The 23,580-nt window shown below is 68.7% G+C and carries 17 protein-coding genes; 7 read left to right on the top strand and 10 right to left on the bottom strand.

What is annotated here, in order from left to right; translation table 11 throughout:
- Window positions 1-57 precede the first annotated feature (57 nt).
- Both ettA and RPIT_RS08935 read left to right on the top strand, forming a co-directional pair.
- Entirely contained in the window at window positions 58-1,737 is a 1,680-nt protein-coding gene (ettA, locus tag RPIT_RS08940) for an energy-dependent translational throttle protein EttA (protein ID WP_077342461.1), read from the top strand.
- 29 nt (window positions 1,738-1,766) lie between these two features.
- Window positions 1,767-2,285 carry a hypothetical protein gene (locus RPIT_RS08935; RefSeq protein ID WP_077342459.1) on the top strand — a complete coding sequence of 173 codons (519 nt, stop codon included), beginning with the start codon at window positions 1,767-1,769 and terminating at the stop codon, window positions 2,283-2,285.
- Between the two features lie 282 nt (window positions 2,286-2,567).
- On the opposite strand, the gene RPIT_RS08930 is transcribed toward RPIT_RS08935, so the two are convergent.
- From RPIT_RS08930 to RPIT_RS08915, 4 genes are all read right to left on the bottom strand, one after another.
- The gene (locus tag RPIT_RS08930; protein ID WP_077342457.1) at window positions 2,568-3,443 is read right to left on the bottom strand and encodes a hypothetical protein; all 876 of its coding nucleotides are present in this window, start codon (window positions 3,441-3,443) and stop codon (window positions 2,568-2,570) included.
- The gene (locus tag RPIT_RS08925; protein ID WP_077342455.1) at window positions 3,436-3,927 is read right to left on the bottom strand and encodes an RNA polymerase sigma factor; all 492 of its coding nucleotides are present in this window, start codon (window positions 3,925-3,927) and stop codon (window positions 3,436-3,438) included. The genes RPIT_RS08930 and RPIT_RS08925 overlap by 8 nt, the downstream gene beginning before the upstream one ends.
- A gap of 97 nt (window positions 3,928-4,024) precedes the next feature.
- Window positions 4,025-6,829 carry an FAD-binding and (Fe-S)-binding domain-containing protein gene (locus RPIT_RS08920; RefSeq protein WP_077342453.1) on the bottom strand — a complete coding sequence of 935 codons (2,805 nt, stop codon included), beginning with the start codon at window positions 6,827-6,829 and terminating at the stop codon, window positions 4,025-4,027.
- Window positions 6,830-6,834: 5 nt separating this feature from the next.
- Window positions 6,835-7,290 carry a MarR family winged helix-turn-helix transcriptional regulator gene (locus RPIT_RS08915; protein ID WP_077342451.1) on the bottom strand — a complete coding sequence of 152 codons (456 nt, stop codon included), beginning with the start codon at window positions 7,288-7,290 and terminating at the stop codon, window positions 6,835-6,837.
- A 110-nt stretch (window positions 7,291-7,400) separates the two neighbouring features.
- Here RPIT_RS08915 and RPIT_RS08910 point away from each other — a divergent pair, with 110 nt between their 5' ends.
- From RPIT_RS08910 to RPIT_RS08890, 5 genes are all read left to right on the top strand, one after another.
- Complete coding sequence (locus RPIT_RS08910; protein WP_077342449.1) at window positions 7,401-9,233, top strand: AMP-dependent synthetase/ligase; 1,833 nt, start codon at window positions 7,401-7,403, stop codon at window positions 9,231-9,233.
- On the top strand, window positions 9,234-10,100 hold the full coding sequence (locus RPIT_RS08905; RefSeq protein ID WP_077342447.1) for an acyl-CoA thioesterase: 867 nt from the start codon (window positions 9,234-9,236) through the stop codon (window positions 10,098-10,100).
- Between the two features lie 366 nt (window positions 10,101-10,466).
- Window positions 10,467-11,180, top strand: coding sequence for an L-ribulose-5-phosphate 4-epimerase (locus RPIT_RS08900; protein WP_077342445.1), 714 nt, complete (start codon window positions 10,467-10,469; stop codon window positions 11,178-11,180).
- 12 nt (window positions 11,181-11,192) lie between these two features.
- Window positions 11,193-12,701, top strand: a complete 1,509-nt coding sequence (araA, locus tag RPIT_RS08895) for an L-arabinose isomerase (protein WP_077342443.1) — start codon at window positions 11,193-11,195, stop codon at window positions 12,699-12,701.
- Between the two features lie 65 nt (window positions 12,702-12,766).
- Window positions 12,767-13,735, top strand: a complete 969-nt coding sequence (locus tag RPIT_RS08890; protein WP_077342441.1) for a LacI family DNA-binding transcriptional regulator — start codon at window positions 12,767-12,769, stop codon at window positions 13,733-13,735.
- Between the two features lie 76 nt (window positions 13,736-13,811).
- Here RPIT_RS08890 and RPIT_RS08885 read toward each other — a convergent pair whose 3' ends face one another.
- From RPIT_RS08885 to pyrR, 6 genes are all read right to left on the bottom strand, one after another.
- Window positions 13,812-14,612 carry a DNA-formamidopyrimidine glycosylase family protein gene (locus RPIT_RS08885; protein ID WP_077342439.1) on the bottom strand — a complete coding sequence of 267 codons (801 nt, stop codon included), beginning with the start codon at window positions 14,610-14,612 and terminating at the stop codon, window positions 13,812-13,814.
- Window positions 14,605-19,095, bottom strand: a complete 4,491-nt coding sequence (locus RPIT_RS08880) for a DEAD/DEAH box helicase (RefSeq protein ID WP_077342437.1) — start codon at window positions 19,093-19,095, stop codon at window positions 14,605-14,607. The genes RPIT_RS08885 and RPIT_RS08880 overlap by 8 nt, the downstream gene beginning before the upstream one ends.
- A gap of 26 nt (window positions 19,096-19,121) precedes the next feature.
- A complete protein-coding gene (gene gndA, locus RPIT_RS08875) occupies window positions 19,122-20,570 on the bottom strand; it encodes an NADP-dependent phosphogluconate dehydrogenase (protein WP_077342435.1) in 1,449 nt (482 codons plus the stop codon).
- Window positions 20,571-20,852: 282 nt separating this feature from the next.
- On the bottom strand, window positions 20,853-22,118 hold the full coding sequence (locus tag RPIT_RS08870; RefSeq protein WP_077342433.1) for a dihydroorotase: 1,266 nt from the start codon (window positions 22,116-22,118) through the stop codon (window positions 20,853-20,855).
- On the bottom strand, window positions 22,118-23,047 hold the full coding sequence (locus RPIT_RS08865; RefSeq protein ID WP_077342431.1) for an aspartate carbamoyltransferase catalytic subunit: 930 nt from the start codon (window positions 23,045-23,047) through the stop codon (window positions 22,118-22,120). Before RPIT_RS08865 ends, RPIT_RS08870 begins: the two co-directional genes overlap by 1 nt.
- Window positions 23,044-23,580: a bifunctional pyr operon transcriptional regulator/uracil phosphoribosyltransferase PyrR gene (gene pyrR / locus RPIT_RS08860; protein ID WP_077342429.1), complete on the bottom strand. Its 537-nt coding sequence runs from the start codon at window positions 23,578-23,580 to the stop codon at window positions 23,044-23,046. The genes RPIT_RS08865 and pyrR overlap by 4 nt, the downstream gene beginning before the upstream one ends.

The raw sequence follows: 23,580 nt of genomic DNA, 5'->3' as shown, positions 1-23,580 counted from the left end.
AACTTGGCGCTAGCTGGCATACTGTCCTGCGGTCTCAAACGAAAGGGCTTCCTAGCTGTGGCTGAGTTCATCTACACCATGCACAACGTCCGAAAGACGGTGGGCGACAAGGTCCTCCTCGACAACGTCACCCTCTCCTTCTTCCCGGGCGCCAAGATTGGTGTCGTCGGACCCAACGGTGCCGGCAAGTCGACCCTGCTCAAGCTGATGGCGGGCATGGATCGGCCGAACAACGGCGACGCCAACCTTCAGAAGGACGCCACGGTCGGGATCCTCCTGCAGGAGCCCCCGCTCGACGAATCCAAGACCGTCATGGAGAACGTCGAGCTCGCGGTCCACGAGACGAAGTCGATGCTGAAGCGCTACGACGAGATCGGCATGGAAATGGCCGAGCCCGACGCCGACTTCGATTCCCTGCTCGAGGAGATGGGCCACCTGCAGACGGAGCTTGAGCACCGCAACGCGTGGGAGATCGACTCGATGCTGGAGCAGGCGATGGACGCGCTCCAGTGCCCGCCCGGTGACACTCCGGTCACCGTGCTCTCCGGTGGCGAGCGCCGTCGTGTCGCGCTGTGCAAGCTGCTGCTCGAGGCACCCGACCTGCTGCTCCTCGACGAGCCCACCAACCACCTCGACGCCGAATCGGTGGACTGGCTCGAGAAGCACCTCAAGAACTATCAGGGCGCCGTCCTCGCGGTCACCCACGACCGCTACTTCCTCGACAACGTTGCGGAGTGGATCTGCGAGGTCGACCGCGGCCGGCTCCACCCGTACGAGGGCAACTACTCGACGTACCTCGAGACCAAGCGTCAGCGGCTGCAGATCGAGGGCAAGAAGGACGCCAAGCGCGCCAAGATCCTCGAAAAGGAACTGGAGTGGGTGCGCTCAAACCCCAAGGCCCGCCAGGCCAAGAGCAAGTCCCGACTGGCCCGGTACGAGGAACTCGCCGCAGAGGCCGAGCGCAACCGTCAGGTCGACCTCGCGGAGATCAACATCCCCCCGGGTCCCCGACTGGGGTCCGTCGTCCTCGAGGTCGACAACCTCAAGAAGGGCTTCGGCGACCGGGTCCTCATCGACAACCTGTCGTTCTCGCTGCCGCGCGCCGGCATCGTCGGCATCATCGGCCCGAACGGCGTCGGCAAGACCACCCTGTTCAAGACCATCACCGGAATGGAAGAGCCAGACGCCGGCACCGTCCGTGTCGGCGACACGGTTCAGTTCAGCTACGTCGATCAGAACCGATCCGGCATCGACCCCAAGAAGAACGTCTGGGAGGTCGTCTCCGACGGCCTCGACCACATCAAGGTGGCCAACTTCGAGATGCCGTCGCGGGCCTACGTCGCCTCCTTCGGCTTCAAGGGTCCCGATCAGCAGAAGTTGGCGGGAGTGCTCTCCGGCGGTGAGCGCAACCGTCTGAACCTTGCCCTCACGCTCAAGCAGGGCGGCAACGTCCTCCTGCTCGACGAACCCACGAACGACCTTGACGTCGAGACCCTGCAGTCTCTCGAGGACGCCCTGCTCGACTTCCCGGGCTGCGCCGTCGTGATCTCCCACGACCGCTGGTTCCTGGACCGCGTCGCGACGCACATCCTCGCCTGGGAAGGCACCGACGCGGACCCCGCCAACTGGTTCTGGTTCGAGGGCAACTTCGCCGACTACGAGGAGAACAAGGTCTCGCGCCTCGGCCCCGAGGCCTCCCGCCCCAAGTCGACGGCGCATCGCCGCCTGACCCGTTGAGCCTCCACCCCGCGCCTAAGCTGGCACCTGTGACGGCTACCCCCATTCCCCGCAACTCGCTGGGCGAGTGGGGGTACCGTCTGCTCTGGCTCGGCATCGGCGCGCTGCCCGCGGTGATCCTGCTCATCCGTCGGATCTCGACGGAGCAGGGCCTGGTGTGGTTCCTGTTCATGGTGCTGGGTGTGCCGGCGATGGTGATCGCCCAGGCGCTGGCCGCGATGATGGCGTGGGTCTACCGGCAGCGCCAGTGGCGGCACTGGCTCGGGTCGCGGACTGCTGTCGCGTCGTACGTGTACTACGGGCTCTGGGCGCTGCTGGCGTTGTCGATGCCCGACGGCGAGCGCGGCGAGGTGTACCTGTCGCCACTGCAGCGCCTCCTCGGAGCCGGCGCGGGCGAGGTGCTGTCGACCATGTTCCTGTGGGCCACGGGCGCGGCCTACGTCGCCACGCTCGTCGGCATCGTCTGGGAGGGTGAGCGCGCCGTGGCGACCGATCCCAGCGGGCTGACCGTCAAGGCGATCATCGCCAGCGCCTTCGACCGGCGCTGACCCGCCGTCTCCCCTGGAGAGGTAGCCAGCGGCGAGCGACTGGCTTCCTCACGTTTCCCTGAGTAGCGGCCGCGAGGGACGAGCGTCCGCGTATCGAAGGGCTCGCGAGAGGACCGCTTTTTACCGGGTCAGCAGGGCACTGCGAGAAGCCCTTCGATACGGTCGCTCGTCCCTCGCTCCCTACTCAGGGCGACGGGGTGCGGTGCTCGTTCCTCGCTCCCTACTCAGGGCGACGGGGTGCGGTGCTCGTTCGTCGCTCCCTAAACCCGGCGTCGTGGGGGCTCACTCGCCGCGGAGCCGTTCCAGGGCCGCGTCGGCCGATTTCACGGACTCGCACTGCATCGCGTCGTCGTTCGGCAGCACCGAGCAGTTCTGGTCCTGACCCAGGTAGGTGTTGACCCGCCAGAGGACGCGCTCGCCGTCCTGAATGAGGTGCGTGTCGTTGAAAAGGCCCTCGTCCGGGTCGTCGGCCGGATGGATCGACGAGATGTACGCGCTGGAACCCTCGCCGTCCTCGAACGAAACGTAGTAGGGATCTCCTATGGCCGTGGGGCAGTAGCGCGCGGCGTCCTCGAGCAGGGCGTAGCCGGCCTGCGCGGACGCCTCGTCGGGGTAGCCGAAGACGATCGCTACCGCGCCCATCTGGTCCACGGAGAGGAACTCCCGGACCAGCACGGTGCTGGGATCACCGTACGAGCCTGGGTCGCACAGACCGGTCGGCGTGTCCCGGAGACCCTCGTAGTCGCGCGTCTCAGCGATGACGGACGGATCGTACGGGTACATGATCTGCGCGTCGGGGACGTTGTCCCACGTTGGCGGATCGGGGAGGACCGGCGGCGCGGCGGTGGGCTGCGGCGACGGTGTCATCGTCGGCTGCTGCGGCTCCTCGGAGGGAGACGCGGACGGAGACGGAGTGGGTGTGGGGCTGGCCGACATCGTCGTGGCCCACTGGGGTTGCTCCCTGACAGAGTCGAGCAACGATGACTGCCAGACGGTGAAGCCGGCAGCACCCAGGAACACCGCGATGACGGCTCCGACAGCGGTGTGCCGGATGAGCCGACGACGGTTGCCGCGCCTACGGATCTCTGACGGGGGGAGCATGGGGACCTCCTTGGCCTGGTCGGCCAGGTGATCGAGTTGGGGAATGCGATCAGGCATGGCGGGCCTCCAGATCGGAGTTCAAGAGGCGGGCGAGGGTCTCGCGCCCGCGGACGAGTTGGGCTTTGATGGTGCCGGTGGGGGAGCCGGTCTCAGCAGCGACCTCGGCGACGGTCATGTCGCACAGGTGGTGCAGCACGATCGCGCGCCGCTGTTTCTCGGGCAACTGCCGGAGCGCGTCCGCGATCGCGACGCGGTCGGGTGTCGGCTCGCTCGGGACCGGGTGTTGGAGCGCGCGATCGGGTGGTCGTAGCGCCTTGGTGGCTCGACGCCAGCGGCTGACCGCGAGGCGGTATGCCGTGGTGCGAACCCACGCCTCGGGGTGACCGGTGGGGTCCAGCTTCGAGCGGTGATCCCACGCGCGGATGAACGCCTCCTGCACGCAGTCCTGTGCCTCGGTCAGGTTGCCGCACATGGCGTAGATCTGGCCGACGATCGCGTTGAACCGGGTGGTGTACAGGTGGTCGAACTGTGCCTCGTCCACAGAGCCTCCTCTCGTGAACTCCTGCCTCAGATACGCCCGCGGCACCGATGCGGTTGCATCGTCACCTCAAGTTTCCTCCGCGGACTTCTCCCGTGGGTCAGTGGGTGGCCAACAACTCGGCCAGCGACATCGACGAGCGCCCGGCGAGCGACTGCAGCTGGGTCTGGCAACTGAAACCGTCGGCGAGCACGATCGCGTCCGGGTGGTTCTCGATGGCCGGTCCGAGGTCGTGCTCGAAGACGGCCACGCTCACCTCATGGTGGCCGCGCTCCACCCCGAAGTTGCCGGCCAGGCCGCAGCAGCCACCGACGGCGACGAGGGTGGCTCCGGTCGACTCAAGGATCGACTGGTCCTTCTGCCAGCCGATGACCGAGGCATGGTGGCAGTGCGGCTGGGCGACGATCGTGTGTCCTGACAGATCGGGGGCGACGAAGTCCGGGTCGTCCAGGAGGAACTCCGCCAGGGTGAGCACCTTGCCCTCGAGCGCTGCGACGTTGGGATCGTCGGGCAGCAACTCGACGGCGTCGCTCCGCCACACCGCGGTGCAGGACGGTTCGATGCCGACGATCGGCACTCCGGCCGCGACGTACGGCGCGAGCACGCTGGCGGCCTGGCGCAACTGCCGGCGGGCACCGTCGAGTTGACCCGTGGAGATCCAGGTGAGACCGCAGCAGGCCGTCTCGTCCAGCACCTCAGGCTCGTAGCCGAGACGGTCCAGGACCTGGACCATGGCGGCGAATGACTCCGACTCGAAGCAGTCGGAGAAGGAGTCCACCCAGATGAGCACCCGACCCTTGTCGGATAGATCGTCGATGCGGGGGGAAGGCTCGATCCGGGAGAGTCCGGAGCGGGCCGTCCTCGTTGCGAAGCGGGGGATGTCTCGGCGGGCATCCACGCCCGCACCCCAGCGGAGGGCGCGGCCGAGCACCGGGGCCTTCCCGGTGAGGTTGATGAGGCGGCCCAGGCCGGGGATCCGGGTGATGAGCCGGCCCCAGCGCGGCAGCCACCCCAGCGCGTAGTGGTTGCGGGGGCGGAGCCGTCCCTTGTACGTCTCGTGGGTGACCCGGGCCTTGTAGGCGGCCATGTCGATGCCCGTCGGGCAGTCGCGGGCGCACCCCTTGCAGGACAGGCAGAGGTCGAGGGCGGCGTGGACCTCCGGGGAGCGCCATCCGCCGGTGATGAGGGAGCCGTTGACCATCTCCTGCAGGACCCGGGCGCGTCCGCGGGTCGAGTCCTTCTCGTTTCGGGTGGCCTGGTAGCTCGGGCACATCACGCCGCCCGAGCCGGTGTTGTTCGCCAGGCACTTGCCGACGCCGCTGCACTGGTGGACCGCCTCGACGAACTCCGCGTGGGACGTGGAGAGAGGTGACCGGCTGGCCGCGACCATGCGAAGGTCGACGTCCACCGGAGCCGGATCAACAAGTACCCCTGGGTTGAGCAGGTTTCCGGGGTCGAAGACGTTCTTGACGGCGCCGAAGAGCGCGATGGCCTCGGGGGAGTACATGCGCGGAAGAAGCTCGGAGCGGGCGCGGCCGTCGCCGTGCTCGCCCGACATGGATCCGCCGAATCCGGCCACCAGGTCGGCTGCCTCCTCGACGAAGGCGCGGTATCGCGCCGCCCCGTCGGGAGCGGTGAGCGGGAAGTCGATCCGGCAGTGGACGCACCCGTCGCCGAAGTGGCCGTAGGGCAGCCCATCCAGCCCGTACTTGTCGAGGAGTTCATCGAAGGCGCGCAGGTAGGAGCCCAGGTGCCGGGGCGGGACAGCTGCGTCCTCCCACCCGCCGTAGGCCGGGTTGGCCAGGCTGACGCCCGCCAGACCGGCCCCGTCCGCGCGGATCTGCCACAGCTGTGCGGCGCGCTCCGCATCGTCGACCACCCAGCCCTCGAGTGCCCGAGCGGCCTCGACGACGGCCTGAGCCCGGGCCAGAACCTCTACCCGGTCGTTGCCCACGATCTCGAGGAACATCCACCCTTCGCCGGCGGGAAGCACCCCGACTGAATCCGTGCCATTGCGCTCGCGCACGACGTCGACGATGCGTCGGTCGAGGCCCTCGCAGGCGGTTGGCTTGAACTGCAGGAGGTTGTCGATGTCGTCGCCGGCGTGGGCCATGGTCTCGTACCCGAGAGCCACCATCACCCGCTCGGGGGCGTCGGCCACGAGCCGGACCGTCGCCTTGAGGATGATGCCCAACGTCCCCTCTGTGCCGGCGAAGAACTTCGGCACGTCGAACTTCTTCTCGGGCAGCAGGTGCTCCAGCGAGTAGCCCGAAACCTGCCGGGTGAACGTGCCGAACTCGGTGCGGATGAGCCCGAGGTTGGCCGCGACCAGCGTGCGGAGCTCCGGTATGTCGTCCGTGCCGAGGGTGAGCAGTTCGCCGGTTCCGGTGATGACCTCCAGCGCCACGACGTTGTCGGCCATCCGGCCGTAGCCCAGCGCCCGGGGCCCGCAGGCGTTGTTGCCGATCATCCCCCCCACCGTGCAGCGGGTGGAGGTGGAGGGGTCGGGGCCGAGCCGGAGTCCGTGCGGCCGCGCGGCGACTTGGAGCTGTTCCTGCACGACGCCGGGATCGATGACGGCGGTGCGCGACTCCGGGTCGATCGTGTGGATCTGGTTCAGGTGCTTGGCGACGTCGATCACCAGGCCGGGGCCGACGGCGTTGCCGGCGCAGGAGGTCCCGGCGCCACGTGCTGTGATGGGGGTGCCGGTCTCCAGCGCCGCCCTCACGAGCGTGACCAGTTCCTCGGTGGATCTGGGGTAGGCGACCGCCAGGGGTTCGACCCGGTAGAGCGACGCGTCGGAGGAATAGAGTGCGCGCGTCAGCGTCGAGGAGTCGACGATGTCCGCGAGCGGGCCCAGTCTGTCCAGCAGTGCGGCGTGGGTGGATGAGGTGGCGACGGTCACGCGCCCTAGTCTGCCACCGCCAGCACGGAGCTCATCGCGCGCCCAAGGGCGGCGTAGTCGTCGGGCGCGATCGCGTCGACGAAGACGCGCCGCACGGAGTCCACATGGGCGGGGGCTGCGCGCTTGAGGAGGTCGTACCCCGACTCGGTCATCCGGGCCTGGACGCCGCGGCCGTCTGAGGCGCAGGACTCGCGGACGACGTAGCCTGCCTGCTCCATCCTCTTCACGGTGTGGGTGAGCCTGGAGCGGGAGTGGCCGACAGACGCGGCGAGCTCTCCCATGCGGATGGTGTGCTCGGGCGACTCGGACAGCCGCACGAGGAGCTCGTACTCAGGGAGGCTGAGCCCGTAGTCTTCGAGTGCCCCCTCGAGGTACTGCTCGATGTGCGTCTTGGCCAGCAGGTAGCTGCGCCACGTCTTCTGCTGGGACTCGGAGAGCCATCCCCCCTGCGGTTCGGTCATCCCGTCATTCTACCAGAATGCTTGATGATTCAAGTAACTGGGTCCTCGTGAAAGCTACCCCCCGGCCAGCAGTGCCGTTAGTCTTGCCTGCAACGTGAAAGGGGACGTCCGTGGGAGTTCGTGAAGAGGTGCTGGCCAAGGCTGCGCCGAATATTGGGGAGCAGTTGCGTCGGAGGGTGACCGCCACTCCGGACAAGTTGGCCTTCATGTATCCGGATGGTCGTGCCGAGGGCCCGAGCACCTGGAGCCGACTCACCTGGCGTGAGTCCTACGACCTCATTGAGCCTCTCGCCTTCGGCCTGCTGGCGCGCGGCCTGAAGTACGAGGATCGCGTGGCAATCTGCTCGAGCACGCGCTACGAATGGATTTTCCTCGACCTCGCCATCGCCCTGGCGGCGGGTGCGACCACCACGGTTTATCCGAACACCGGGCCCGACGACGTCCACTACATCCTCAAGGATTCGGGCTCCGTCATCTACATCGCCGAGAACGCCGAGCAGCTGAACAAGATCATCGACGACGACGCGCTGACCTCACAGATCCACACCGTCGTCGTCCTGGACACCGCGAATGTGACGCTCGACGATCGGGTTATCAGCTACGAGCAGCTCCTGGAGCTGGGGCGAGGTTTCGCCAAGGAGCATCCGTCAGCGGTCGATGATGCCGTCGCCTCGACCAATCACGACACGCTCTCCACCCTCATCTACACCTCCGGGACCACGGGCCGCCCCAAGGGCGTGCGGCTCAACCACCTGTCATGGGTCTACGAGGGCGCGGCCACCAAACACCTCGACATCATCGGTCCGGATGAGCTGCAGTACCTGTGGCTGCCGCTCAGCCACGTCTTCGGTAAGGCGCTCATCGCCGTCCAGCTCGACTACGGCTTCGCATCTGCTGTGGATGGACGCATCGACAAGATCGTCCAGGGCCTCGGCGAGGTCAAGCCGACGTTCATGTGCGGCGCCCCCCGCATCTTCGAGAAGGTGCGCGGTGCCGTGCTGACTGGCAACACGGGGCTCAAGGCGAAGATCGCCCGTTGGGCGTTCAGCGTCGGCTACGACTCGATCGACTACCGCCTCGCCGGCAAGGAGATGCCGAAGGCGCTGGCCGCCAAGTACCGCGTGGCGGACAAGCTCGTCTTCTCCAAGCTCAAGGAGAAGCTGGGCGGTCGGATCAAGTTCATGATCTCCGGCTCCGCCAAACTTTCCCCGCAGGTCCAGAAGTGGTTCTACGGCGCCGGAATCCTCATCGTCGAAGGCTACGGGGCCACCGAGACGAGCGCGATCGCCAGCGTCGACCTACCGTCCGACCCGCACTTCGGCACCGTCGGGCCGATCCTGCCCGGCATTGAGACGAGGATCGGCGACGACGGCGAACTGCTGCTGCGTGGGCCCATTATCACCTCGGGCTACCACAACCTCGATGAGAAGACCGAGAAGGTCCTGGTCGACGGGTGGTACCACACTGGGGACATCGCGGAGATCACCGACGGCGGCCGCCTGCGGATCACCGATCGCAAGAAGGATCTGTTCAAGACCTCCGGTGGGAAGTTTGTGGCTCCCCAGAAGGTGGAGGGCGCCATCCAGGCGAACATCCCCTACGTCGCGCAGTCGGTGGCCATCGGTGAGGGGCGCAAGTACGTGTCTGCTCTGGTGGTGCTCGACCCGGCGCTGCTGCAGAAGTGGGCCGAGAAGCGCAACCTCGGCCATCTCAGCTATGCGGAGCTGTCTCAGCGCCCTGAGATCCGCTCCTCGATCGAGAAGTGGATGTCGCGGGTCAACGAGAAGCTCGAGCGCTGGGAGACGGTGAAGCAGTTCCACATCCTCGACCACGAACTGACCGTCGATAACTCCGGCGTCACGCCTAACATGAAGATCCGTCGCTCGATCGTCACGGAGAAGTACGGAGACATCGTCGAGAAGCTCTACCCCCAGGAAGACTGAGTGTTCGACGTCACCCTGCCCCTGCGGTGGTCCGACCTGGACGCCCAGGGGCACGTCAACAACGCCATCATCGTCGACTACCTGCAGGAGGCGCGCGTGGCGTTCCTGCGCAGCGGACCCGCGTCCCAGCTGCTGGACGAGGGCGTGGTGGTCGTCTCCCACCAGGTCGAATACCGGCGCCCGATCGACTACTCCGACGACGGCGTGCACGTGGCGCTGGGGGTCAGCGCGCTCGGCGGGTCGCGGTTGGAGCTCGCCTACGAACTGCGTCAGGACGGCGAACTGGCGGTGCGCGCCAGGACGACGCTCTGCGCGTTCGACTTCGAGGCGCAGCGTCCGATCCGGCTCAAGCCTGAATATCGGACCTTCCTCGGCGGGTTCGTAACGGAGGCGGAACCGCTTCGCCCCCTGGCGGCTCCGCATCTGGAGGGTAGGGGCACCGCGATTGACCTGCCAGTGCGGTGGACCGATCTCGACTCGTACGGGCACGTCAACAACGCGAAAGTTTACGACTACCTCCAGCAGGCCCGCATCACCGCGACAACCACCTGGGATCCCTCCATGGCCCGGGCTGGGTCCGAGGGAAGTGAGTATCTGTGGCTCGTGGCCCGTCAGGACGTCGACTACCTGGCCCAGCTCGAGCATCGCATGGAGCCCTATGCGGTCCGCGTCGCGCCCGCCCACCTCGGCGCCTCCTCCATCACGCTGGTCGCGGAGCTGGTGGATCCGGCCGACGAGAGGGTCTTCGTCCGGGCCCGGACCATCCTCGTGTGCGCGGATCGCCGCGGATTCAAGATCGAGCTCCCGGGCGCCATTCGAGATGCGTTGTCAGCCCACCTCATCGACCCGGACCAGCCGGCGGACTGACGCCGCCGCCCATTTGCGCGCGCTCGCTCGTTGTTTAAGGCCGCGGAAACGGCGTTACGACGATGGGGCACTATTGACCTGTGGGGTGCCGCGGAGTCGCTTGATGCCGCCCGCGCACCGTGCTATTGTGTGAACGTTCACATCAACTGAGGATGCCATGAGCGAATGGACGCCGAACGGGTCCGGCACAGGTGCCGGACGGGCGGGGTCCGGGCGCGCTCGCTCATCGCTTCGTCCGACACGTCCGGTCCTCGCCGCTGCCGTCGTCCCCGCGGCCACCACGCTCAACATGCCCTTGCGCCCGCTCCGGGCCAGCCACTTCGTGACATCCGTCGCGGAGCCCACGCATAACCGAAGGAGATCCGCGTGACCATCGTCCTCACCGAGCTTTCAGATCAGCAGCAGCAGTCGGTGGCTGCCACTCGAGAGAAGGTGGCCAAGCTGCACGAGGAGCTGCCGCGCAACGAACTCGTCGTGTGGACCGCCGGGAACGTCTCCGAGCGGGTGCCGGGCACCGAGCTGTTCGTCATCAAGCCGTCCGGCGTCCGCTACGACGAGCTGAGCGCTGACGTCATGGTGGTCTGCACCCTGGACGGCCAGAAGATCGTCGACGGAACACCGGACAGGCTGTCTCCGTCATCGGACACTGCGGCGCACGCGTACGTCTACAGCAACATGCCGGAGGTCGGGGGTGTGGTGCACACCCACTCCACGTATGCAACGGCCTGGGCGGCGCGACGCGAACCCATCCCGTGTGTCCTCACCATGATGGCCGACGAGTTCGGAGGGGACGTCCCGATCGGACCGTTCGCTCTCATCGGCGACGACTCGATCGGCCGGGGCATCGTGGAGACGCTGCGCGAGTCGCGCAGCCCAGCGGTGCTCATGGCCAACCACGGCCCCTTCACCATCGGCAAGGACGCGACGGCCGCGGTCAAGGCCGCAGTCATGGTCGAGGAAGTAGCCCGGACCGTCCACATCTCTCGTCAGCTCGGCGAGCCCCTGCGCATTGAGCAGTCCGACATCGACAGCCTCTATGCGCGCTACCAGAACGTCTACGGCCAGCCCGGCACCAAGTAAAGGAGACCCCCAATGAAGAACCCATTCGACGGCAAGGAAATCTGGTTCCTCACCGGCTCGCAGGACCTGTACGGGCCCGAGACGCTCGAGCAGGTCGCGGAGCAGGCCAAGGAGGTCGTCTCCCACCTCGACGGAGCCGAGGCCATCCCCGTCAAGATCTCCTGGCGTCCGACGCTGAAGGACCGCGACGCCATCCGTGACGAGATGCTGGCGGCCAACGCGGACCCGAACTGCATCGGCGTCATCACCTGGATGCACACCTTCTCGCCGGCGAAGATGTGGATTTTGGGGCTGGCCGCCCTTGACAAGCCGATGCTCCACCTCCACACGCAGGCCTCGATGGAGCTGCCCTGGGCAACCATCGACATGGATTACATGAACCTCAACCAGTCGGCCCACGGCGACCGTGAGTTCGCGTACATCGCGTCGCGCCTCGGTAAGGCCCGCCGCACGGTCGTGGGTCACGCCTCGACCCCGCAGGTGCACGAGAAGATCGGGACGTGGGCACGCGCCGCCGCAGGCTGGGATGCGCTGCACCACCTGACGCTGGCCCGGTTCGGTGACAACATGCGCTACGTCGCCGTCACCGAGGGGGACAAAACCGAGGCCGAGCTCAAGCTCGGCGTCGCGGTCAACACCTGGGGCGTCAACGAGCTCGTCGAGGCGGTCGAGGCAGTCGAGGAGTCTGCCATCGATCAGCTGGCGGCCGAGTACGAGGAGCTCTACGACGTCGCGGCCGAACTGCGCAAGGGCGGGGAGCGGCACGAGTCGCTCCGCTACGGTGCGCGACAGGAGCTGGGGCTCAGGAGCTTCCTCGAGTCAGGCGACTTCGGCGCGTTCACCACGAACTTCCAGGACCTGGGCGCGCTGAAGCAGCTGCCGGGTCTCGCGGTGCAGCGCCTCATGGCCGACGGCTACGGCTTCGGCGCTGAGGGCGACTGGAAGACCGCCATCCTCGTGCGCGTCGCCAAGATCATGGGCTACGGCCTTCCCGGCGGTGCATCGCTCATGGAGGACTACGTCTACGAGATGACCCCAGGCAACGAGAAGATCCTCGGCGCCCACATGCTCGAGGTGTGCCCGTCGCTCACCACCGCCAAGCCGAAGCTGGAGATCCACCCGCTCGGCATCGGCGGGAAGGAGGACCCGGTCCGGCTGGTGTTCACCGCGGACTCCGGTCCCGCCCTCGTCATCGCGATGTCTGACATGCGCGAGCGGTTCAGGCTCATCATGAACATCGTGGAGAACGTCGAGCCGGACGCGCCCCTGCCCAAGCTGCCCGTGGCCCGGGCGGTGTGGGTTCCGGAGCCCGACTTCGCGACCTCGGCCGAGTGCTGGCTGACCGCGGGCGCCGCGCACCACACGGTGATGACGACGGCCACCACCCGCGAGATGTGGGAAGACCTCGCCGAGATGGCCGCGATGGAGTTGGCCGTCATCGACGCAGACACCACCGCGCGCGGCTTCGCGCGCAACCTCCGCCTGGAGCACGTCTGGCACCGCGCCACGCAGGGGATCTAGTGCCCGAGGATTCCGGGACGGGGCCCGCGTCCGAGCGGGTCTCGTCCCGTGTTCGTGCCCCCGGAATGAGGGACGTCGCCCGCGCCGCGGGCGTCTCCCACCAGACCGTCTCAAGGGTGCTCAACGAGCCGGATCTGGTCCGCAGCGAGACCCGTGATCGTGTGCTCGCCGTGATGCGCGACCTCGGCTACCGGCGGAATCTCGCAGCGCGTGCGCTCGCGAGTGGACACTCAGCGCTCATCGGCGTGGTGTGGACAGGTGCGGACTTCTTCGGACCCTCGCGCACCGTCGCCGGAATCGAGGTGGCCGCGCGCAGCGCGGGGTACGCGACCCTGGTGGGGGCGCTGCCAGCCGATCAGGAGGACGCCGTCGCGAGCATCATCGAGTCCTTCCGCGACCGCAGCGTCGACGGGGTGGCGGTGGTGGCACCGCACCAGCGCATGTTCGACCTGGTGCGCGACCGCCTCGAAGGGATCCCCACGGTGATGGTGGGGGACCTCTCGCCCGAGGAGTGTGGCTGCCACACCGTCTCGATCGACCAGCAGCTGGGGGCCGAGCTCGCGGTCAGGCACCTCATCGAGACCGGTGCGCGGAGCATCGCCCACGTCACCGGTCCGCTCGACTGGTTCGACGCGGCAGCGCGTGTCCGCGGCTGGAGATCCGCCCTCGGTGACGCCGGCCTCGAACTGCTCGATCCCATTGTTGGGGACTGGACTCCGGAAAGCGGGTATGCGGCGGGTAAAACGCTTGCCGACGACCTGCCTGACGCGGTGTTCTGCGCCAACGACCTGATGGCCGTCGGGCTCGCCGCTGCGCTGGGGCCGGACGTTTCCCGCGTGCGCCTCGTCGGCTTCGATGACATCGACGGCTCGGCGTTCTTCTCTCCGCCGCTGACGACGGTGCATCAACCGTTCGAGGCGCTCGGGGCGCTGTCGCTGGAAACGCTCATGAGCGTCATGGCGGGTGAAGACCCCCGCCCGCGGAAGCTGGCGCCGGAACTGGTGATCCGCGCGAGCTCTAGCCCTGCAGCCTGATCGTCACGAAGCTGTGCGCCGAAACGTCGACGGACAGCCTCCGTCGGCGGTAAACCGACAGCGATGGCGGTTCGGCCTACTGTTCGTCGATGGCGGTCGGTTGACACACCGGGCACCACCAGATGATGCGTTCCTGCCCCTCCGCGCCCAGCTCACCCGACCTGATCGTCGTGGAGCATCGCCGACAGGGACGCCCCTTGCGTCCGAACACGTACGTGTGGTGACCGGGACGGGAGTCGCCGGTGAAGGTCCTCGCGGGGCGTTGAAGGTTGTCGCGCATCAGCTTCGCCGCAAGATCGACGGCGGCGGCGGCATCGGTTCGGCCGACCGGCGTTGCCGGGTGGACTCCGCGCAGGAAGCACACCTCGGCCCGGTACTCGTTGCCGATGCCCGCGAGGTTCCGCTGGTCCAGCAGAGCCTCACCGATGGTGCGGTGGGGGTCCGCGGCGACTCTCTGCACGGCCTCATCCCGTCCCCCGGTGGCCCAGTCAGCGGCGAGGAGGTCAGGACCGAGGTACCCGATGTGGGCCTCCATCTCGCCCACCGGCCACACCTCCACCACGCCGAGGTCGTGGCCGACCAACTCGATGCCCCCGGAGACCCGGACCACGACCCGCGCGGTGTGCGCCGGCAGTGTCCACCGGGAGCCGACGGGGTGCACCCGCCACGTGCCGTCCATGCGCAGGTGGGTCTGCAGCACCAGATCCTCGCACTGCCACAGCAGGTGTTTCCCCACGGCCCACACCCGAGTGATGGTGGTGCCCGCCAGATCAACGGTGGCGTAGCGGGGCACCCGTAACTCGCAGTGCTCGATGGTGCGCCCAACGAGCGAGGCCTGCCGTCGGGCCAGTCGCCAGATGGTGTCGCCTTCAGGCACGGCGCGCCTCGAACACGATCCCGTTGGGGGTGAGACGTCCACCGGCCTCACGGAGCACCGTCTCCAACCCGGAGGAGCCGACGCGTTCGCCGTCGATCTCCTCGATCCGCAGGCGGTTCATCCGCCCCTCGGCGACGGCGTCCGCCAGCGCCCGCGCCACCAGGCCCGCGCGATCGGCGCGCAAGCCCTCCTCGCCGAACAGCGTCAACGTGCGGCCGCCCCGGGTGAGGTGCGCGAGGCACAGCCCGTCCGCCAGGACCACCAAGGCGCCGGCGGCACGGGAGGGACGGGCCGTCGGATGATCGGGCCAGGGCAGGACCGACCCGTACGGGTTGGCCGGATCAAGCGCGGTGACGACAACGACGGTCGGACGCTGCGCGCCGGACGGCCACAAGGTCTCGTCGGGAGAGTCGGCGTACGCGCGCACCTGCGTTATGACGTCGGACGTGGAGAACTGGGCGCCGCCCAGCCCCTCAACCACGTAGCCGCGCAGCACTTTGCCCGCCGACTCCAGTTCGGCCAACAGGCGGTAGGCCGCGGCGAACCCGCCCGGGGCCCCGTCGGCGGTCACCCCGCCCCGGGTCACGACGCCGAACCTCTCCAGCCACGCGGAGGCCAACGACAGCGCAGCGTCGGCTTGGGGCAGCTGGGGATCGCGGACCCGGTACCAGCGCCCCACGGCGGAGACGGCGCCCTGAGGCCCACCGAGCGACCGGGCAGGCCGCGGCAGCCGCGCGCGACGGCGCGGGGAGGGCCGGGGGGCCTTGTGAGCTGCGCGACCGGCGCCGCCGATCCGGGCCCGAACCGGTGCCATCGACGTGGGCGCGACTACCCCCTCCTCGGCCGCTCGCCACAGGTCATCGAGGCGCGCCGAGCTGAGCGTGCCGTCCCCCTCCGAAAGCTCCTTGGCCAGCGCCTCAGCCTCCTCGCTGGGTGCGGCGCCGGGCGGGCCGAGCAGGTCGAGGTCGCCGATCGGGACCAGCGCAAGCACGGGATCGTTCGGGCCGGCCGAACCGCGGCCCCGGATGACCACCTCGCCCTCGGCGAGAAGGGTGTCGAGGTGGGAGGGGGAGTACCCCTTGAGCCTGGCCGGTAGGACGTGGGTCTCCCACGAGCTGGCGGGCAGCGCTGCACCGGCCAGGCGCTGGAGCGCGAGCAGCACCTCGTCGGGGCTTGACGTGGGTCGGTCGTCCAGCTGGTGCGCGGCGGCAAGGAACCGGGCGTATCCGCTCTGCGACACCGGTTGCACCTCGGCCCTGGTTCGGGCGAGGCTCCGGGTTCGCATCCTGCGCAGCACGCCGGGATCGACGAACTCCTGGTGGGCCTCCCCGGGGGTGAAGCGTCCGGTGGTGAGCCGCCGCCCCCCAACCTCGCGGTCGAGCACGATGCCGACGGTGCCCACGCCGAGCCCGAAGGCGTCGGCCACCTGTTGGGCGGTGAACGGACCGTTGGTGCGGGCGTACCGCGCGATGAGCTGGGTGAGGGGATCTCGACCCGACTCTGTCACCGGTGCGGCGAAGCCCGCCGGCACGGGGACCCCGAGGGCGTCGCGCAGCAGGCCGAGGTCACTGGCGGCCACCAGATGCGGTTGGCCCGCCAGGTGGACGACGAGGGTGCGGTGATCCGCCGGGTCCGGGGCCACCCCGTCGGTGTGATCTGGCAGAGCGCGGAGGGGGATGGGGCCGAGCAGCCTCGGCAGCTCGGCCAGCGCGTCGGCGGAGGAGGCCCGGCGGTCGGGCGCCGTGTGCCGGAGTTCAGCGATGGTGGCGGCGACGACGTCGGGGTCGAGCAGCTCACGAAGATCCAGCGTGCCCAGCGCGGCCGCCAACAGATCGGGGTCCATGGACAGCAGCGCCGCCCGTCGCTCGGCCAGCGGCGCGTCGCCCTCATACATGAAGGCGCCCGGGTAGCGGAACAGCAGGGAGGCCGCGAAGGGGCTGGGCACCTCCGTGACCACCTCGACCAACCGGACCGCCCCGGCGCGCAGCGCGCGCGCCAGCTCCACCAGGGCCGGGACGTCGAACACGTCCTGGGTGAGTTCACGCACCGTCTCGATGATGATCGGGAAGCGGGGATGGTGTCGGGCCACCTCGAGCAGTTGCTGAGCCTTGAGGCGCTGCTGCCACAGGGGCGCCCGCCGCCCGGGGTTGAGGCGCGGCAGCAGCAGCGCCCTCGCGGCGCACTCGCGGAAGTGGCCGGCGAAGGCGGCGCTGCCTCCCACCTGGCTGGTGACGATCTCGGCGACCTCGTCCGGCTCCGGCACGACGAGCGCGGCGAGCTGCTCGGCAGTTTCCGAGTCGGGCAGGCGCAGGACGATGCCGTCGTCGCCCGCGACGGGCCGCACATCCATGCCGGTTTCGCGGGTCAGCGCCTCGCCGATGACCAGTGCCCACGGTGCGAGGATGCGTCGCCCCAGAGGGCTGTGGATGACGATGCGCCAGTCGCCGAGCTCGTCGCGGAAACGTTCGATGACGATTGTCGACTCGTCCGGCAGCGCGCCGGTGGCGCTGCGCTGCTCGGCGACGTAGGTGCCGAGGTTGGCCGCGGTGTTGGCATCCAGGTAGGGCCGGTCGAGCCGGTTCTCGTCCCGCGCCACCTCGCGCAGCAGCGCTCCGATGCCGCGACCGAGCTCCGGCGAGCGACCCACGTCCTCACCTCGCCAGAAGGGGAGACGCCCTGTGTTTCCGGGGGCGGGGGAGACCCGCACCTGATCTCGGGTGATCTCCTCGATGCGCCAGGAGGATGCGCCGAGCGTGAACACGTCGCCGACGCGGGACTCGTAGACCATCTCCTCGTCGAGTTCCCCGACGCGGCGCTGGCCCTTCTCGTCTCCGGCCAGGAAGACGCCGAACATGCCCCGGTCCGGGATGGTGCCCCCGGAGGTGGCGGCGAGGCGCAGCGCCCCTGGCAAGGGGTACAGCCGCCCCTCCTCGCCGACGCTGAGACGGGCCCTGAGATCACCGAAGTCGGCGGACGGGTAGGAGCCGGTGAGGAGCTCGATGGTCGAGTCGAACAGGGACCGGTCGAGTCCCTGATACGGCAGGGAGCGCCGCACCGCTGCGAACCATTCGTCCGGATCGAGGCCGGCGTCGCCTCGGGCGGCGGTGGCGGCGACGGTCTGCTGGGCGAGGACGTCGAGCGGATGCCGCGGTACGTGGAGGGCCTCGATCTGCCCGGCCAGCATGCGCTCGGTCGTCACCACGCCTCCGGCGAGATCTCCCCGATGGAGAGGATAGACGTCTCCCGCGGACGTGGCCCCCACCACGTGGCCGGCGCGGCCGATGCGCTGGAGGGCGCTGGCGACCGACGGCGGAGACGACACCTGGATGACCCGGTCGATGGCACCCATGTCGATGCCCAGCTCCAGGGAACTGGTGGCCACCACGCACTTCAGCTCGCCGGACTTCAGCGCGGCCTCGATCTCCGCACGCGCCTCCTTGCTCACCGACCCGTGATGCGCGCGCGCGATGACGGCCGGCGCGCCGCGCACGACGTCGAACGGGGCCATCACCTGCGCCGGCGGGCGGGCCGGCACGTCGGGAAGCGACTCGGGGTCGTTCGCCGCGGCCCACATCTCGTTCAGCCGGCCGGTGATGCGCTCGGCGGCCCGCCGACCGTTGGTGAAGATGAGCGTGGAACGGCCACGCAGGACCGCCTCGTAGAGCTCGGCCTCGACGTGGGGCCAGATCGAGTTGTTCTCGGTGCCGTCGGTGAGCAGCGGATCGACGGCGTCCTCGGTGCCGGGCGGGGGCCCGGGCTGGGTGAGGTCCGGCACGGGGACCCGCACTCGGACGTCCCAACTCTTGGCCGTCGGCGGCGCGACGACCTGAACAGGCCTGTCACCCCCGAGGAACGCGGCCACCCGCTCGACCGGACGTACGGTCGCCGAGAGCGCGACCCGTTGCACATCCCGGCCCACCAGGCCGTCGAGCCGCTCGAGGGTGAGCGCGAGATGGCTTCCGCGTTTGGTGCCGGCCACCGCATGGATCTCGTCCACGATCACGGTCTCCACCTGGGTGAGCGTGGAGCGCGCCGAGCTCGTCAACATGAGGTAGAGGGACTCGGGGGTGGTGATGAGGATGTCCGGTGGCCGCCTGAGCAGGGCTGCGCGTTCCTTGGCCGGGGTGTCGCCGCTGCGAACCCCGACTGTGACCGGCGTCATGGTCTCGCCCAGCCTCTCCGCGGCCAGCCGCAGGCCGGTCAGGGGCGCGCGGAGGTTGCGCTCGATGTCGACGCCGAGTGCCTTGAGCGGTGAGACGTAGACGACGCTGGTGCCCTCGCGGGCAGGTCGGGAGGCGAGGCGGTCGAGCGCCCAGAGGAAGGCCGCGAGCGTCTTACCGGAGCCCGTCGGCGCCACCACCAGCGCGTGTCCACCGCCCGCGATCGCCCGCCACGCCTCGTCCTGCACCGCGGTGGGGGCGGAGAAGACCCCGCCGAACCATTCCCGGGTGGGTGCCGAGAAGGGCGCGAGCGGGTCCGTCATGCGGCAAGTCTGCCACCGAGGTCTGACTAGTGGAGGTCGACTGCTTCGATCTCTGCGCCGTCGGTGGACCAGTTGATGTGGAAGCTTCCTTCGCGATCGACGCGCCGGTAGGTGTGGGCGCCGAAGTAGTCGCGTAGCCCCTGGGTCAGAGCGGCGTTGAGTCTGGGGGCGCGGGCCTGATCGTAGTGAGCCAGCGCGGCGGAGAATCCGGGAACCGGCACGCCGGCCTTCACCGCGACCGCGATGACATTGCGCCAGGCCTCCTGCGCGTCGGCGAGGCCCTCGGCGACCGACGGCGCCTCCAGCAACGTCGTGAGGTTCTGCGCCGCGTACTCTGAACGGATCCGCTCCAGGAGCTTGGCCCGGATGATGCAGCCCCCGCGCCAGATCTTCGCCACCTCGCCGACGTCGATCTGCCAGCCGTATTCCTCGCCGGCCATCCGGATCTCGTCCAGGCCCTGGGCGTAGGCGATCACCTTGCTGGCCCACAGCGCCTGGCGGATCTCATCGACGAACGCGACGCGGTCGTCGACGGTGATGGAGGCGTCGGGGCCCGAAAGGGCGGCCTGTGCTGCGGAGCGGAGCGCAGGCGACGATGAGATGGCACGAGCGAAGACGGACTCGGCGATCGTGTTGACCGGGGTGCCGAGATCGAGCGCGGACTGGACGGTCCACGTGCCGGTGCCCTTCATGCCGGCCGCATCGACGATCACCTCGAGCAGCGGAACTCCGGTGCTCGGATCCGTCTTGCGCAGGACGTCGGAGGTGATCTCGATGAGGTAGGAGTCGAGGTCGCCGGTGTTCCACGTCGCGAAGACGTCGGCCATCTCGTCATGGCTCAGCCCCAGCCCCTTGAGTAGTTCGTAGGCCTCCCCGATGAACTGCATGTCGGCGTACTCGATGCCGTTGTGAACCATCTTCACGAAGTGGCCGGCGCCATCGGTGCCGATGTAGGCGCAGCAGGGCTCACCGTCGACCTTCGCCGAAATGGACTCCAGGATGGGGCCAAGCGCCAGGTACGACTCCTTCGATCCCCCCGGCATGATCGAGGGCCCCTCGAGGGCTCCCACCTCGCCGCCGGAGATCCCTGCGCCGACGAAGTGCAGACCGAGCTCGCGTAGCCGGGCCTCTCTGCGGCGCGTGTCTGTGAACAGCGAGTTGCCGCCGTCGACGACAATGTCGCCCTCGTCCAGCAACGGCAGCATCGCTTCGATGGTGGCGTCAGTGGCCGGGCCGGCCTTGACCATCAGGATGATCCGGCGTGGACGCTCCAGCGAGGCAACGAACTCCGGCAGGTCGATCGAGGGCACGAAGTCGCCCTCATGGCCATGGTCCGCCATGACGCCGTCAGTCTTCGCCGTCGTGCGGTTGTAGAGGGCGACACGATGGCCGTTCCGGGCGAGGTTGCGGGCGAGGTTGGACCCCATGACCGCCATTCCGATCACTCCGACGTTGGCCAACTGCTCAGCGGGCATGGTTCCTCCTGGTTGCGAACGCGGCTTTCTTTGCCACGAGCCTAGTGGCAGAGACGCGGCTTCGAGCGCGCCGTCTCGCTGGTCACGTTTTGGTAACCAAATGATCAACTTGCGCGAGCAATCATGCGGTCAGATTGAGCGTGCGCGTAGCTTCTGGAAGACGTCCCGCCAGCCGTCCTCGTGGGGGTGCGACAGTGCAGGTCCGGCCAGTCTGTCAACCCTCAACGGGGCGGTCCAACACTTCGGCCGAATCACGCGGCCGAGGCGTTCACTTTGGCGCGACTAGCGCCGGAAGGTCTGCCGGCCCCTCAGGAACGTGGCCTCGACGGGGTCGGGCAGGTCCCGTCCGTGGTACGGGTTGTTGCGGCTCAGCGACCGCGATGCCTCCCGGTCGACCACAGCCGTTCGCTCGGGGTCGACAAGCGTGACGTTGCCGGGGGAGCCGACGGCGAGGGGCTGCCCGTGCCCGCTGAGGCGGGCGATCCTTGCGGGGGCGTGGCTCATGCGGTCGGCGACGCCGGACCAGTCGAGGCGTCCGGTCTTCACCATCGTCTCGATGACCACGGAAAGGGCCTGCTCGAGCCCGAGCATCCCCGGTCGCGCGTCGACGAAGGCGTGGTCCTTGTCCTGGGTCGCGTGGGGAGCATGGTCGGTGGCGACGACGTCGATGGTCCCGTCTGCGAGCGCCGCCCGCACCGCCTCGATGTGTTCCGACGTGCGCAACGGTGGGTTGACCTTGTACACGGTGTCGTAGCCGACGAGTTCCTCGGTGCCGAGCAGGAGGTGGTGGGGGGTTGCTTCTGCCGTGATCTGGATGCCGCGGGCCTTGGCCCAGCGCACGACGTCGACGCCCTCGGCGGTGGAGATGTGGCAGACGTGCAGCCGGGAACCGGTCGCTTCAGCCAGCATGGCGTCGCGGGCGATGATGGCCGCTTCCGCGACCGGGGGCCAGCCGCCCAGGCCCAGCCGACCCGACAGCTCACCCTCGTGGCAACACGCGCCGGGCCCGGCCAGGTTGGAATCCTGCGAATGCTGAGCGACGACCCCGCCGAACGGTTTGACCCACTCCAACGCCCGTCGCATCAGCTGCGCGTTCATGAGGCAGTGGCCGTCGTCGGAGAACATCGTGACCCCGGCGCGGGAGCGGTGCATGAGGCCGAGCTCAGCCAGCTCCTCGCCCCGCAGACCCTTGGAGATGGCTCCGATGACCGCGACGTCGGCATCGCGTGCGTCGAGGCCGAGATCGTGGATGTGCTCGGCCTTCTCCGCGGTGTCGGTGACCGGCTGGGTGTTGGCCATGGCACACACGGCGGTGAAGCCGCCCCTGGCCGCGGCCTGGACGCCCGTGGCGACCGTCTCGGTGTCCTCCCGGCCGGGCTCGCGCAGATGGACGTGGACGTCGACGAGGCCCGGTAGCGCGATGAGCCCGTCGCAGTCGATCACCTCGGCGCCGGCGGGGACGTCGTCGACGATCAGTCCGTCCGACAGCTTGAGGTCGGTGCGGGACCCGTCCGGGAGGGTTACGGCGCGCAGCACGGTGGCGGTCATCAGGATTCCTCTCCTGCCAGCAGGTGGTAGAGCACGCTCATCCGCACCGCGACGCCGGCCGAGACCTGGTCGAGGATGATCGAGCGGGCCGCGTCGGCTGCGGCCGACGAGATCTCGAGACCCCGGTTCATGGGGCCGGGGTGGGCGATGCAGGCGTGGTCGGGCAGTAGAGCGAGACGGCGGGGGGTGAGCCCGTACCCGTCGATGTACTCACGCTCGGACGGGAAGAATCCGCCGCTCATCCGTTCGCGCTGCACCCGGAGCATCATCGCCACATCGACGTCCGGCAGCACGGCGTCGAAGTCCTGGCTGACCTCAACTCCCCACGTCTCCACCCCCGGCGGCAACAGCGTCGGGGGAGCCACCAGCACGACGTAGGCTCCCAGTTTGTCCAGCAGCAGCACGTTGGAGCGCACCACGCGGGAGTGCAGCAGGTCCCCGGTGATGGCCACACGCTTGCCCTCCAGGCTTCCCCTGCCCAGGGCGCGGAGGTGCCGGGAGATCGCGTGCGCGTCGAGCAGCGCCTGGGTCGGATGCTCGTGCATCCCATCGCCGGCGTTGATCATGGAGGCCTTCACCCAGCCGGCGGCCTGCGCCACCGAACCCGATCCCGCATGACGCATGATGATGGCGTCCACACCCATCGCGTCGAGGGTGAGCAGCGTGTCGCGCATGGACTCGCCCTTGCTCACTGAAGACCCCTTCGCGGAGACGTTGATCGCATCGGCGGACAGCCATTTGGCGGCCAGTTCGAAGGACGAGCGGGTCCTTGTCGAGTCCTCGAAGAAGAGGTTGACCACCGTGCGCCCCCGCAGGGCGGGGAGCTTCTTGATGGGCCGGGACTGCACATCGTGCATCTCCTCGGCGGTGGCCAGGAGCGAGTCGACCTCGTCGCGGCTGAGATCGGCGATGCTGAGCAGATGCTTCACTGGGCGGTCCGTTCGATCGTCACGAGGTCCTCACCGTCGGTCTCGCTCAGTTGAACCCGGACCCGCTCGGACCGGGCGGAGGGCAGGCTCTTGCCGACGACGTCGGCCTGGATGGGCAGCTCACGCAGGCCCCGGTCGATGAGGGTCACGAGCTGGATCGACGACGGCCGGCCCAGGTCGGCGAGCGCGTGGAGCGCTGCCTGCACCGTCCGGCCCGAGTAGAGCACGTCGTCGACGAGGACCACGACCCGATCATCGATCGAGCCGGGGAGGATCGTTCGACCAACGGGCCTGGTGGGGTTCGCGCGCAGATCGTCGCGGTACATGGTGATGTCTAGCTGGCCGACGGGGAGGGTGAGCTCGCTGTGGGCCGCAATCTCGGCGATCCGGTGTGCCAGCGGGACCCCACGGGTGAGGATCCCCAGCAGGAGCACCCCTTCAGCACCGCGGTTGCGTTCCACGATCTCATGGGTCATCCGGGTCAACGCCCTGGAAATGTCGTCTGCCGTCATGACCGCGCGCGGCTCGTCCAT

The sequence above is a fragment of the Tessaracoccus flavus genome (assembly GCF_001997295.1).
GTDB classification, from domain to species: Bacteria; Actinomycetota; Actinomycetes; order Propionibacteriales; family Propionibacteriaceae; genus Arachnia; species Arachnia flava.
The sequence above is the reverse complement of the archived record's forward strand: the minus strand, read 5'-3'. Positions and strand labels throughout refer to the sequence as shown.

Coding starts and splice junctions, on each gene's coding strand:
- RPIT_RS08930 (WP_077342457.1), bottom strand. CDS start 3,443: ATGCCTGATCGCATTCCCCAACTCGATCACCTGGCCGACCAGGCCAAG.
- RPIT_RS08915 (WP_077342451.1), bottom strand. CDS start 7,290: ATGACCGAACCGCAGGGGGGATGGCTCTCCGAGTCCCAGCAGAAGACG.
- araA (WP_077342443.1), top strand. CDS start 11,193: ATGAAGAACCCATTCGACGGCAAGGAAATCTGGTTCCTCACCGGCTCG.
- RPIT_RS08890 (WP_077342441.1), top strand. CDS start 12,767: ATGAGGGACGTCGCCCGCGCCGCGGGCGTCTCCCACCAGACCGTCTCA.
- RPIT_RS08880 (WP_077342437.1), bottom strand. CDS start 19,095: ATGACGGACCCGCTCGCGCCCTTCTCGGCACCCACCCGGGAATGGTTC.
- gndA (WP_077342435.1), bottom strand. CDS start 20,570: ATGCCCGCTGAGCAGTTGGCCAACGTCGGAGTGATCGGAATGGCGGTC.
- RPIT_RS08870 (WP_077342433.1), bottom strand. CDS start 22,118: ATGACCGCCACCGTGCTGCGCGCCGTAACCCTCCCGGACGGGTCCCGC.
- pyrR (WP_077342429.1), bottom strand. CDS start 23,580: ATGGACGAGCCGCGCGCGGTCATGACGGCAGACGACATTTCCAGGGCG.